Origin of the sequence: Allorhizobium sp. NPDC080224 (genome assembly GCF_050281005.1) — a bacterium.
Classification (GTDB): domain Bacteria; phylum Pseudomonadota; class Alphaproteobacteria; order Rhizobiales; family Rhizobiaceae; genus Allorhizobium.
On the sequence record NZ_JBNNWJ010000001.1, the window covers coordinates 2,841,535 to 2,853,908 of the forward strand.

General features: G+C 59.9%; 14 protein-coding genes. 6 read left to right on the forward strand and 8 right to left on the reverse strand.

What is annotated here, in order from left to right:
• Positions 1-172: 172 nt before the first annotated feature.
• From ACQKP1_RS14005 to ACQKP1_RS14020, 4 genes are all read right to left on the reverse strand, one after another.
• Positions 173-1,729, reverse strand: coding sequence for a hypothetical protein (locus ACQKP1_RS14005; protein ID WP_427275711.1), 1,557 nt, complete (start codon positions 1,727-1,729; stop codon positions 173-175).
• An 8-nt stretch (positions 1,730-1,737) separates the two neighbouring features.
• Complete coding sequence (locus ACQKP1_RS14010; protein WP_427275712.1) at positions 1,738-2,913, reverse strand: glycosyltransferase; 1,176 nt, start codon at positions 2,911-2,913, stop codon at positions 1,738-1,740.
• A 201-nt stretch (positions 2,914-3,114) separates the two neighbouring features.
• On the reverse strand, positions 3,115-3,321 hold the full coding sequence (locus ACQKP1_RS14015; protein ID WP_427275713.1) for a hypothetical protein: 207 nt from the start codon (positions 3,319-3,321) through the stop codon (positions 3,115-3,117).
• A gap of 656 nt (positions 3,322-3,977) precedes the next feature.
• Positions 3,978-4,280, reverse strand: coding sequence for a hypothetical protein (locus ACQKP1_RS14020; protein WP_427275714.1), 303 nt, complete (start codon positions 4,278-4,280; stop codon positions 3,978-3,980).
• A gap of 465 nt (positions 4,281-4,745) precedes the next feature.
• Between ACQKP1_RS14020 and ACQKP1_RS14025 the strand changes: the two genes are divergently transcribed.
• Positions 4,746-5,096 (forward strand): MbcA/ParS/Xre antitoxin family protein, encoded by a 351-nt coding sequence (locus ACQKP1_RS14025; protein WP_427276456.1) that lies wholly within the window; start codon positions 4,746-4,748, stop codon positions 5,094-5,096.
• 10 nt (positions 5,097-5,106) lie between these two features.
• Positions 5,107-5,601 (forward strand): RES family NAD+ phosphorylase, encoded by a 495-nt coding sequence (locus tag ACQKP1_RS14030; RefSeq protein ID WP_427275715.1) that lies wholly within the window; start codon positions 5,107-5,109, stop codon positions 5,599-5,601.
• 311 nt (positions 5,602-5,912) lie between these two features.
• On the opposite strand, the gene ACQKP1_RS14035 is transcribed toward ACQKP1_RS14030, so the two are convergent.
• A complete protein-coding gene (locus ACQKP1_RS14035; protein WP_427275716.1) occupies positions 5,913-6,395 on the reverse strand; it encodes a sigma factor-like helix-turn-helix DNA-binding protein in 483 nt (160 codons plus the stop codon).
• Entirely contained in the window at positions 6,307-7,356 is a 1,050-nt protein-coding gene (locus ACQKP1_RS14040) for an IS481 family transposase (RefSeq protein WP_427275717.1), read from the reverse strand. The genes ACQKP1_RS14035 and ACQKP1_RS14040 overlap by 89 nt, the downstream gene beginning before the upstream one ends.
• A gap of 181 nt (positions 7,357-7,537) precedes the next feature.
• On the opposite strand from ACQKP1_RS14040, the gene ACQKP1_RS14045 reads away from it, so the two are divergent.
• Both ACQKP1_RS14045 and ACQKP1_RS14050 read left to right on the forward strand, forming a co-directional pair.
• Positions 7,538-8,041: a hypothetical protein gene (locus tag ACQKP1_RS14045; RefSeq protein WP_427275718.1), complete on the forward strand. Its 504-nt coding sequence runs from the start codon at positions 7,538-7,540 to the stop codon at positions 8,039-8,041.
• 82 nt (positions 8,042-8,123) lie between these two features.
• Positions 8,124-8,468, forward strand: a complete 345-nt coding sequence (locus tag ACQKP1_RS14050; protein ID WP_427275719.1) for a hypothetical protein — start codon at positions 8,124-8,126, stop codon at positions 8,466-8,468.
• Positions 8,469-8,541: 73 nt separating this feature from the next.
• Here the strand turns inward: ACQKP1_RS14050 and ACQKP1_RS14055 are convergent, their stop codons facing one another.
• Positions 8,542-9,126 carry an ATP-dependent Clp protease proteolytic subunit gene (locus ACQKP1_RS14055; protein WP_427275720.1) on the reverse strand — a complete coding sequence of 195 codons (585 nt, stop codon included), beginning with the start codon at positions 9,124-9,126 and terminating at the stop codon, positions 8,542-8,544.
• Between the two features lie 187 nt (positions 9,127-9,313).
• Between ACQKP1_RS14055 and ACQKP1_RS14060 the strand changes: the two genes are divergently transcribed.
• Positions 9,314-10,657 carry an HD-GYP domain-containing protein gene (locus ACQKP1_RS14060; protein WP_427275721.1) on the forward strand — a complete coding sequence of 448 codons (1,344 nt, stop codon included), beginning with the start codon at positions 9,314-9,316 and terminating at the stop codon, positions 10,655-10,657.
• Positions 10,658-10,660: 3 nt separating this feature from the next.
• Here the strand turns inward: ACQKP1_RS14060 and ACQKP1_RS14065 are convergent, their stop codons facing one another.
• Positions 10,661-11,092 carry an Lrp/AsnC family transcriptional regulator gene (locus tag ACQKP1_RS14065; RefSeq protein WP_203016991.1) on the reverse strand — a complete coding sequence of 144 codons (432 nt, stop codon included), beginning with the start codon at positions 11,090-11,092 and terminating at the stop codon, positions 10,661-10,663.
• 145 nt (positions 11,093-11,237) lie between these two features.
• Here ACQKP1_RS14065 and ACQKP1_RS14070 point away from each other — a divergent pair, with 145 nt between their 5' ends.
• Positions 11,238-12,341, forward strand: a complete 1,104-nt coding sequence (locus ACQKP1_RS14070; RefSeq protein WP_427275722.1) for a saccharopine dehydrogenase C-terminal domain-containing protein — start codon at positions 11,238-11,240, stop codon at positions 12,339-12,341.
• Positions 12,342-12,374 lie beyond the last annotated feature (33 nt).

Sequence of the window (12,374 nt, forward strand, 5' to 3'; positions counted from 1 at the left end):
TCCTTCTGGCTGAGTGGTTAAAGCCCGCTCATCAAAGCGCTCGCCTTCCTCACTGCCTGTCAGGGACAAGCCAAGCCTGATGCAGCCTACCAGCCAGCAAAATTATATTGGCCATCGTCCTTAAATAATTCTGCCACATCGGCTTCAGTTACGCTTAAAATGGCGGCTATTGCTAAATGTTTGGCACGACGAAGACAGAAGCTGCGGTGTAAGCGCAGAAGTATTTTAAACTGACCAACTCAGCGCCTGCCGGGGGTTGCGGCTTGCAAGAAACCTCACCGCGGACAATCTGCGCGAGATCGCCACTGTTCATGGTTTCCACCCGCACGCGCATGACGTGATTGAATGTCGACAGATAAGCTGTCGAGTCAGTGACGGGTTCGAGGCCGACGGGTTGTATGCGCCACAGCGTTCCATCGTTTCGGGAAAGCATCTGAACGGCGTCACCATTGCTCAGATAGTGAAGGGGGAAATAAGCGTGACCCCAGTGCCCTGTTTCATCGTGAACAATGGCAGGGCGTTGCGTCTCGACCCAAAGCTCGGCGAGCCATTCGCCTGGACCATGGCTGTAGACTGGGGCATGCCGTAGGACAATTGCATTCGCTGCGAGATACCCGACGAGCACAATGACCCCGAAGACCTGCGCGCTGCGGGTGAACCATGCGTGGCCCGGATTGGGCGCGAAGGCCCCGGCGATAAAGACCGCCGCCAACGGGACCATCCAGAGATTGTAGTGGGGTGCAAGCACCTCAAAACTGCCGATGCTGAGGTCCAGGATGGGCAATGCAATACCTGCCAGCATGAGCGGCAGAAGTATAAAGGCCCCCTGCCGCGGTCCGAAAGTCTCTCTATCCACCTTACGACGTAAACGCGCCAGCGTCAGGATCGCAAGGCCCAGCAGCCCTAGGCCCGTCGCAAGCAAGACGCTCATATACACGCTATGGCTGCCGTGCAGGAACAACCGGAAGAAAAGCCTAGCACTGGCCGCTGCAACATCGCGCAGCGAAGATTCGGTCGCCGCGCCCACGTCACCGGATTTAGCGACCGCACTGAGAACGAACGGAACGAGACCGCCCAGCGCTACAGCGCCGCATAGACCGGCAAGGAGGATCGGGCGAACGCTATCGCCCGACAGGATGCGCTCGATCAGAAGAGTGGCGAGGAGCGCTCCAGCGAGGACAATTCCAAAGAAATGCGTGTAGGCTGTCAGCACAAGCAGGATCGTAAGCGCCGCGAGCCTACCGATCCGATTGCCGGTATCGGGGGCCAGGCAGCGCAAGAAGGCCCAAACACTCCAAGCCGAGAGCGTGAGGAACAGCGGATAAGCGCGGATCTCCCCCGCCATGACCAGCGTGTTTGGCGAGAGAAACACCACAGCCATGACGAAAAGTCCGCCCGTCACCCCCCCCCGCATACGCCCTGCGAGGTATAGCGCGGGCGCAGCTGCCAGTGTCGCAAAAACACCGAACCAACGCATCGTGGCCTCAGAGAGACCGAACAAGGCCGCCCAGAGCGTCCCGGCCCAGTAGCTCAGGGGCGGCATCCGGTCTGGCGGCACACCGAGTTGCAACTCCGAACGACCGACAAGCCATTGAAGCTGCGAATCCAGGGGCAGCGCCAAACCCGAAAGCTGGGTCGTCTCGTCTACCCAGATCGTCTGTTGAGATGAGAAATATCCGGCGCCGGCGACAAACAGGAAGCAGATCAGCGCCGACAGTCCAGCTGTCAAGGATTGATTCATCGACGAATGTACCTCTTGCGAAAGACCAAGTAGCGGTTTCCCAGAAAATTGAAGAGCATCCCGCTCGCTACACCCGCCAGTGCTGCGAAATAAACCGATGTCGGACGCTCGGGTAGAACAGCGGATACGAGATAGAGGGCGACACCATAATTCACAGCCAGACCAACCGCGGATGCGCCGACGAACCCGGCGAACTGCTTCCAAGGATTGCGGTCTCGCGCGTAGCTAAAAGTGAAGCGGCGGTTCAGAAGGAAATTGGTCACAAGACTGACCGCAATGCCGCCGGCTAATGACACGGCTTCAGGTAGCCCGGTTAGGAGTATTGCTGAGAGCACCAGCAGGTTGACCGCCGTTCCGGAAGCTCCAACGACCAAGAACTGGAGGAAATGCATCGCATTCCCGAACTCGTGGATGTAGAGGCGGCGGATGTGCTGAAGATACTTCAGCTGCTCCTTAAGCGTCAGCTTGCTCTCGCCATAAACACGGTCGGCGAAGTGGATGGGCACCTCGGCTACGTTTTCGAAGCCGCATTTTACAATCAACTCGAGGCCGATCTTGTAGCCGACTGGATTAAGCTCCCTCGCCTTCTCGAAATCCGCCCGACGCAAGGCGAAGAAGCCCGACATCGGATCGCGTGCCGACGTCAACGGGCGAGCCATAAGAGTGGCGATCCGGCTGTTGAGCCAGCGAAGGAAGCCCCAGTCATCATCGGTCGAACCACCTGGGACATAGCGCGATCCAATCACAAACTGCTGGCCGGAGGACAACGCCAGAATGAGTTGAGGGATCTTCTCCGGTGGATGGCTCAGGTCGCAGTCCATGCAGACGAGCACCGGGTTGCGCGCCAGCCGGAAACCGTCGATCACAGCTGGGCTGAGCCCGCGCTCCCCGTCACGCTCCAAGATTCTTACCCAGTCGAGCCCTGTGGCGGCCACGACCTCAACACTGCCGTCGCGGCTCTGATCGTCCATGAAGATCAGCTCAAGCGAAATGTCGTGCGCCTCTTTGAGAGCCCGTACTCGCTCGATCAGCCGAGGAATGTTCTCGCACTCTCTAAAGGTGGGGACGATGATGCTGAGGGGCGTCGAAATGACGATTTTTGCGAACGTCTCCTGCTCTTCCTGCGGCACCGCATCTCGCAACGCTAGACCCTGCTTTACTAAATTTGACATCGCCACCGCACCCAAAGAACGCTCTGATATGTGTATAGATAATCTTCGTCTTATTTGCGGTTATGCACTATCCAAGTCGATCTGAAAACTGTCTTTGATTGCCTCAGGCTCACTGATGCCTCTTAACACGCAAACCCCTCCACCTCCTCGAGAAGTGTCTCGGTTTGTCTGAACAGTTTCGGGCGTTTTGCTAAGTATGTTTCAACCTAGGTTCTTGTTGCGCAGATCATCGGTCCCAAACCGCTCTTTCATCGCATCGGTGATGGCCTCTGCCTCCGCAAGCGTCTTCCTCCCTTCCGGCGTCTGAACGAGCTTCTCCAGAAATACTGGCCTCTGCGAACTGCCGAGGCCTACCATCTGCCCAAGGATAGCCTCACTTCCTGGGCTCAGACCCGGCACCTCGATCACATCCTTCTTCTCCCGCCTCCACTGCTCGGTATCGACCGCCTGTTCTTGACGCCGGATCCAGTCCTTCCGGTGTAGCCCACGTGAGCGGCAAGTGATCCCGCCAGATGACGAACCTCCTTCCGCTCCCTGTTTCCCCGAACGATCCGGCCTTGCCTCGCAACGCGCCAAACACTTCCGGCGGCTCGGCCACTGCTTTTGCCAGGGCACTGACGTCGCCATCCCGCTGCTGAATGCTTTTCGCGACCAGCTCGACAAACCGGTCGCGATCGACAATGACCCCGGCACCCAGGGAGCCTACCGTCTCCCACCCCCCCTCCATATGCTGTGCCGCCGCCTCCCGCGCCACCTGATCGACCGTCCGCGCGGAAGTCGTAATGGCAGGCACCAGCGGCGGCACCCCAAGTTGCTCACCCACACCCCTCTGATCACTCTCAGACCCCGCCTCCGGCTCCAAGGGCTGCCGATCGGCGGGCGAGCGAACGCGCTCACCCACAGCGCCGTAGTGAGCCGCCGGCCGATCGTCAGCTCGGTGTGCGCCATCCCGGTGTGGCGTTGCGGCCATGACCATCTCACTCCGGAGAGAAATGCCCTCCTCCAGCCCCGCCCGTGCGGCAAAGGCATTGGTGTAGTCGAGCACCGTTTCCTTGGCGCCGGAGCTACCAAGGCTCGGCAAGCGCATTCAGATCCTGGAGCTCATCGCGCCCAGCATAGGGCCCGACAGCATGCCGGTGGCTGGTCACCGTCACATAGGTCAGATGCCGATCCATTGTGGTGGATGCGATGACGAAGGCCCGGTCGACCGTTGCGCCTTGCGACTTGTGGATTGTCGTAGCAAAGCCATGGTCAAAACTCTGGTAACTTCTGACTGGTATGGAGATCATACGGGCGGTATTCTGCCCCGCGCCGTCGAGCCTTACCTGTACTGCGTCAGGCTCGACGGCAGTAACCGTCCCCAGCATGCCGTTATTCATCCTGAGATCCGATTGTTCTCCAGCAGCACGATCCGGTCACCTGGCGCAAAGCCGCGCTTGCTATCATTCGTCTGGTAGACAATCTCCCGGTTGGCTCTGCCCCCATCCTGTACCTGAGCTCACGGATGCCCTGCACCGGCTCTCCCCGTATCAGCTTTCGCCAAAACTCCCCGCGCTTGCAGTGCTGATCGAACAGCATCGTTGATCGCCCGGACATCGACACGCCTGTGACCCTCCGAAACTATGACAACCGGAATAGCGCTCTTCAATTGTCTTTCATCAGCAGCAGGCTTTGTTGGAGGCGGTTCTGCGGAAGGGCTGACCAAACCCTGATCTGCAAACTGCGCGGCTGATCTGGCGCTCAGTCATCCGCGCCGGCTGTTCTGGAAACTCCATCATCCTGACGCTATTTGCGTCAGAACTATCGGCGATAAGAGAATGGACGCAACGACCATGAGCCTTGCCCAATATGCCGAGGACGGGCTGTTTTCCCCACGCAAGATTGCAGAAACCCTGCGGACGACCAGCGAAGACATTGCCCGGACAGCGGGCCTTGGCAAGGATGCGGTTCAACGCAAGGACCGGATCCGTTCAGACAAGACGCAGCGCCGTTTGCGCGAAGTGGCGGAAATCATCAATAAGGTCGAACCCCGCTTCGGCTCGGCGCTGATGGCCTATGCCTGGTATCGCTCCCAACCCCTCCCCGGCTTCTCGGGCATGACAGCGATGCAGCTGGTGCGAAATGGACGCGCTGACGATGTGCTCGATTATATCGACGCCGTCGATGCTGGCATCCACGCCTAGGCGAGCCTCCATGAGGTTTAAGGGCGCGTTGTACAGGGCACTTAACCCCATCTACGCCCGTGAACCACGGTCTGGCCGTGGGGCGCAGCTTAATGGCGGGCGCTTCAACAATAGGGGCGTGCCTGCGCTCTACACCTCCCTGTCAATACTGACCGCTATCCGAGAGGCCAATCAGGTCGGCAGCTTACAACCCACGACAATCGTTTCTTACAAGGCGGAGGTCGATCGGGTCTTTGACAGCCGGGATGAGGCCGCTCTGGCGGCTTACGGGATGGATGCTGCGGCACTCGCAGACATCACCTGGCGCGACCAGATAAAATCGAGTGGGGAGGCAAGAACACGGGCCTTTGCTCGGCAGCTGGTCAAAGATGACTATCATGGACTGCTCGAGCGAGGTTTCGTGCATGGTTCATCGCCAAGCGACCTCAATCTCGTTCTTTGGCAATGGGCCGACGAAGCGTCATCGCGTCTTATCGTCATTGATGACGAAAACCGGCTTGCTTGATGGCAGACCAAGGCTTTGTCTGCTCGAAGCTGAGGTCCTCCCGAGCTCGCAATCAACTCAGCATCCAATGATGGCAGTCCACTCAAGGCGCCCTCAACTTACTCCTGCTTGACAAGAGGGGACCGTATCGCGATGCGCGAGATCGCGTCAGCCAGGCTTGCAAGGCCGGCAATACGTCGACCTCCCGACCTAGTATCCCGCGCAATGCACGGATACAGGCGGAAGATCGGTTTTCTTCGCGCGACGTTTGAAATCTGATATCGGCCGCTATAGCCCCGCTATCAGCCCAGCTGGCTTTCCTTGTGAAGGTCTCAAACGCGCTGCACGGGGGCGGCGTGCGAACTTGTGTGTATTCTGGCTCTCTCAGGACGGCTCGCCTCGGATGCGTTTATCGCAAACGCTGCCTTGGCACGGTTCAGTCGGCTCTTGATTGTACCAATCGGGCAATCACAGATCGCAGCAGCCTCCCAATAACGCAGCCCAAACACCGTGACGGTCATAAGCACGTTTCTGTGATAGGGCGGCAGCTGGCGAATAAGAGAGACTGGATCACGATCGGTCAGTGATGCAGGAGGCGCTCGAACCACCTCCTGTTCACGAATGAGCCTTGCCAGATCGTTCAGCAAGGCGGGCAAGAGGCTTTGAGCGTCGCTGATCTCAGACAGATGATCTTGGGCTTGCGAAAGGCACCGTGCAACGAGATCATCAGCGCGTTCCACATCGTTGCACATCACCCTCGCGAACATTCGCAACTGAGGCAGACAGTCTGTAACCGTCGCAGGGTGCTGCGCCATTGTTTAGTCCCGGCATTTGATGGTGCGGATTGAGTTTAAACCGTTTTGGCTCTGTTGCCCAGATTTTGCAGATGTATTCGTAGGGCGTGAGGCCGCGCAGCGTCTTTAGCCGCCGGCCGTAATTGTAGGCGTCAACGAAGTCATGAAGGTGGGCGGTTAGCTGGGCATGGCTGTCGTAGTGGTAACGTTTGACAGTCGCTTCCTTGATCGTTCGGTTCATTCGCTCGACCTGGCCGTTGGTCCAGGGATGCTTGATTTTGGTGAGCCTGTGCTCGATCCCGTTTTCACGGCAACGCATGTCGAACATGTGCGTCATGTAAGTGGCAGTCGGCCCATCGGCGTAGCGCGGCGGGAACGTGAACTGGATACCATTATCGGTCAGGACGGTGTGGATTTTGTAGGGCACGGCCGCGATCAGCGCGACCAGAAAGGCGGACGCCGATGTCCTGCCTGTTTTGGTGACCAACTGGACGAAGGCGAACTTGCTGGTCCGGTCTATCGCTACGTAAAGATAGAGTTTGCCTTCGGCCGTGCGCACTTCGGCGATGTCGATGTGGAAGTAGCCAATGGGGTAGGTCTTGAACTTCTTCTTCGGTTCCTTTTCCCCTGTCACTTCTGGCAATCGGCTGATCTCATGCCGTTGTAAGCAGCGATGCAGCGACGAACGGGTCAAATGCGGGATCGTAGCCTGCAGGGCGTAGAGGCAGTCATCCAACGGCAGCAGCGTGTGTCGGCGGAAGGCAACGACGATCGCCTCTTCTTCGATTGAAAGTGTGGTTGAGCGCGCGTCTTTCGGACCGGTTGGCAGGTCCTTCACCGCTGTGCGCCGCTTCCACTTAGCGACGGTTTTCTGGTTGATCCCATAGCGTTTCGCCAGAACCCTCAGGCTCTCTTGACTATGTTGTATCGCTCGACGGACTGCCTCTGTCGTGCGGGCGCTCCCGTGTAGAATTTGACCCATAGCGCATCCCTCCATTCCTGGCTGAATAATGCACCATCAAATGCCGGGACTAAACACCTAGAGCAACCACTACAGTCACAATATGCGCCTCTGCCCGGTGATCCACAACGCCCGATATCCACCCTGCCCCCAACATGCTATGAGGCCGCCACACGACACCCCACACACGCCGAGACGCTCCATGCCCACCGCCCTCCACACCGACCTGACCGCCGCCCTCCGTCCCCTACTTACCGAACTCCACCAATCCCCCGAGCTCTTCCAGACGTGGAACGCCCATCTGGAACTCGTCGCCGCTGGCGGTCTCGTGGTGGTGAAGTCGAAGCGGGCCAAGGGCGTGGTCGACAGCCTGTTCTGGGGCCGCGCACCCAATGCACAAGAAAACAAGCAGCTGCCGGAGGCGACAGCCTTTGCCGCCATCGACCGTTTCCTCGGCCTCGGCGCCCACCTGGCGCTGTCGGATGCGCTGCCGGAAGGTGCGGTGCTCGACGAAGCCTATCCCCATTGCGCGGTGAAACTTTCCTATCGCAAGAAGGGCGCGCCGAAGGCGAAATCGCTGTCGATGATCTTCATCGGCTTCAACGACGAGGCGGATGCGATCGCCTATGCGGAGCTTGCAGAGGGCAAACTGCCGCTGGTGACATCTCGGCCGCTGATGGCTGACAGGCTGCACGAGTGGCGCTGAAAGCCGGCTCATCCGCCTAAGACGAGGGAACTTTCGGGCTCCGTGCGACTTTCTCCGCCACGACATCAAAGGAGCCCCCATCATGTCCGCCAAGTTCCTGCGCGCCGCGCTCGTAACCACGCTCGCCCTCGCCGGCCTTCCGCTCGCCGCCCCCTTTTTCGCCCCGGCTGCCGCGCAAGGGATTGAACTGCGCATCGGCCCGGATGGTGTGCGCCCGATTATTCGCGAGCGCGAAGCCGAGCGTGACCGCCGCGATCGCAATCGCGGCTGCAGCCCGCGTGAAGCCCAGCGTGCGGCAGCGCAAGAGGGTCTGCGCCGCGCCGAAGTGGTGCGCGTCACCGATCGCAGCATCACGGTGCGTGGCTTCACCCGTCGCGGGCCTGAACAGCTGCGCTTTGCCAACCGTCGCGGCTGCCCGCTGATCTGATCGAAAAGCCTGAAATGACAAAAGCCGCCGGATCGCTCCGGCGGCTTTTTCACATCAATCTCAGGCAAGCGCCTCAGCCGATGTCGGCGTGGCTCTCGATGATCCGGCCGACCAGTCCATAGGTGACGGCGTCTTCGGCCGACAACCAGTAGTCGCGGTCGATGTCTTTTGCGATCTTCTCTTCCGACTGGCCAGTGGCCTTGGCGTAGATCTTGATCAGGCGCTCGTTCATCTTGATGATTTCGCGGGCCTGGATCTCGATATCCGAGGCCATGCCGCGGGTGCCGCCAGACGGCTGGTGCATCAGGAAGCGGGTGTTCGGCAGGGCCAGACGACGCTCCTTCGGAACCGCAACGAAAATCAGCGAGCCGGCAGACGCCGCCCAGCCGGTCGCGATGATCCAGACCTTCGGCTTGATGAACTTGATCATGTCATGGATCGCGTCACCGGCTTCCACATGGCCGCCCGGCGAGCAGACGAACACGCGGATGTCTTCATCCGATGCGGCAGCGAGCGCGACGAGCTGCGTGCAGACCTTCTGCGCCAGCTCCATGGTGATGCCGCCATAGATGAAGATCGAACGCGACTTGAAGAGGTTCGCTTCCGTTTCCTTGCCGATCGGCAGTTCCTTGCTCTTGTCGTCTTCGTCTTCGTTCATCACAGGGGACAGTCCTCGTTGGTTTGGCTTATCCGCACATAGTGCGTCTCATGGCTTAAGACAATGCGGGAAAAAGACAAGCATGGAAGCGATGAACAGGAGGTTGACGCGAGGACCTTCGTCAACCCTGTCCAACACTTGTTCTTAATATTAGCGGGTTAGCTTGGCCCTCATCTGAGGAGCGCCCATGACCGAGACCATCCGCCTGGCAGAACTGATCGAGGCCTTGAGCCACGCGCTCGACATGACGGAAGGCCAGCCGGCCGGCCATTGCGTGCGCTGCTGCTTCATCGGCACACGCATCGGGCAGACGCTCGGCCTCGATGAACAGGCGCTGCGTGATCTCTATTACACCCTGCTTTTGAAGGATCTCGGCTGCTCGTCGAATGCCGCCCGCATTTGCGAGCTCTATCTGGCCGACGACCTGAAGTTCAAACGCGACTTCAAGCTGGTCGATGGTTCCTTCCCGCAGATCCTGAAATTCGTGCTCTCCCACACCGGCATGGAAGCGGGGCTTGCCGAACGCTTCCGCGGCATTCTCAACATCTTCAAGAATGGCGGCGAGATCTCGACCAGCCTGATCCAGACGCGATGCCAGCGCGGCGCCGAGATTGCCCGGCAGATGCGCTTTTCCGAAGAAGTGGCCAAGGGCATTCTCGATCTCGACGAACATGTCGATGGCGGCGGCCAGCCTCAAGGTTTGAAGGGCGAGCAAATCCACCTCTTCGCCCGCATCGCGCTGATGGCGCAGGTGATCGACGTCTTCTTCGTCCATCAGGGCCCGGAGGCAGCCCTGATTGAGGTGAAGAAGCGCGCCGGCGGCTGGTTCGATCCGGAACTCGTCACCGTCTTCGAAAGGCTTGCCACCCCGGTCTTTTTTGCTGAGCTCGGCGCCGACAATCTCGAAGCCTATGTACTGGCGCTTGAACCGGGCCGCCAGGCCGTTATGGCCGACGAGTGTTATCTCGACGATATCGCCGCAGGCTTTGCCCGCGTCATCGATGCGAAGAGCTCCTACACCTCGGGGCATAGCGACCGCGTCGCCCTGTTTACCGACATGATCGCGGAGGAAATGGGCATGGCATTGCCGGAACGACGCCGCCTGAAACGTGCTGCCCTGCTGCATGACATCGGCAAGCTCGGCGTCTCCAACAGCGTGCTCGACAAGCCGGGCCGGCTGGAGGGCGAGGAGTGGCAACAGATGCAGCGCCACGCGGAATTCTCCGAGACCATCCTGTCGCGCGTCGCAGCCTTTGCCGATCTCGCCTTGATCGGCGGCGCCCATCACGAAAAGCTCGACGGCTCAGGCTATCCGCGCGGCCTGAAGGGCGACGAGATTTCCTTCGAGACCCGCATCGTCGCCACCGCCGATGTCTTCGATGCGCTCACCGCCGACCGCCCCTACCGGGCCGCGATGCCTGTCGAAAAGGCACTCGCCATCCTCTGGGAAGGCGCCGGCCGCCACCACGATGAAACCTGCATCGCAGCACTCGAACGGGCACTGGCAAGGGCGGAACTCAAGGCGGCGTAATCTTTACCGCGATATCCGCGTCGACAGGATGATCGACGACAGCGTCCGCTCTACGCCGGACAATTCGCCGATCCGGTCGATCAACCGGTCGAGCTCGGAAATCGACGGGGCGGCGACAATGGCGATCAGGTCGTAGGGGCCGTTGACCGAATAGAGTGCGGTCACTTCGCGGATCGCATTTAGCTCTCCGGTCACCGCGGTCAGCGCCTTCGGCGCGATGGTGATCATCACATGCGCCCGGATCAGCCCGCTCTCATAGGCATCGGAGAGCCGCACCTGATAGCTGGCAATCACCCCTTGCGCTTCCAGCCGCTCAAGCCGGGCCTGAACCGTGGTGCGGGAAAGATTGAGCCGCCGCGCGAGTTCCGCCACCGGCATTCGCGCATTCTCCGAAAGCAGGGAGAGCAACTCCCGATCCTTGTCCGTGATCTGCATTTCGCCCACTTTATCCGTCGATACGTGAAGATTGATACTGCAATCTGATCAGATCGTCACTTGGAATCGACAGCCTCCGCCCGCACACTGCTTTGACAAATGACATCTCGTCCGAATTGCGGACATCAGGCATGCGAGGGGCAACATGAAGAACATCACCATCATCGGCGCGGGCAAGATCGGCGGCGCAATTGCCCGGATGCTCGCTGAAACCGGCGACTACGCGGTCACAGTCGCCGACCGCAGCGCCGAACAGCTGGCAAAGCTCGACGCACATCCCGCCGTCAAGACGCTCGAACTCGACATATCGGACGCGGCGGCCCTCGACGCGGCCCTTTCCGGTCAGTTCGCCGTCCTCTCGGCCGCTCCGTTCCATCTCACGGGCGCGATCGCTGAAAGTGCCGCCCGCACCGCGACCCACTATCTCGACCTCACGGAAGACGTGGCGACGACCCGCAAGGTCGAGGAGCTCGCCCGCGGCGCACGCTCCGCCTTCATTCCGCAATGCGGTCTCGCGCCCGGCTTCATCTCGATCGTCGCCAACGACCTCACCAAACATTTCGACACGCTGGATACGGTGCGCATGCGCGTCGGGGCGCTTCCCCAATACCCGTCGAATGCGCTGAACTACAATCTGACCTGGTCGACCGATGGGCTGATCAACGAATACATCGAGCCCTGTGAGGCGATCGTTGAAGGCAAGCTGACGGTCGTGCCGGCCATGGAAGAGCGCGAGGAATTTTCCCTCGACGGCGTCACGTATGAGGCATTCAACACCTCGGGCGGCCTTGGCACGCTGGCGAAGACGCTGGAAGGCCGGGTCCGCACGATGAACTATCGCACCATCCGCTATCCCGGCCATCAGGCGATCATCAAAGCACTTCTCAACGACTTCAACCTGAAGAACCGCCGCGACGTGCTGAAGGACCTCTTCGAAAACGCCCTGCCTGCCACCATGCAGGACGTGGTTGTCGTCTTCGTCACGGTCTGCGGCTGGAAGGATGGCCGCTACCTGCAGGAAACTTATGCCAACAAGGTCTATGCCGGTGTGGTCGCGGGCAAAAAGATGAGCGCCATCCAGATCACCACGGCCGCCGGCATCTGCACCGTGCTCGATCTGCTGGCCGACGGCACCCTGCCCCAGGCCGGTTTTGTCCGCCAGGAAGAGATCGATCTTCCCGCCTTCCTCGCCAATCGCTTCGGCCGCGTCTACGATCCCGAGGTCATGAAGGTCGCCAAGGCCGGCTGAAAATCGAGCTGTTAATTCTCCGGGGGGAGGATG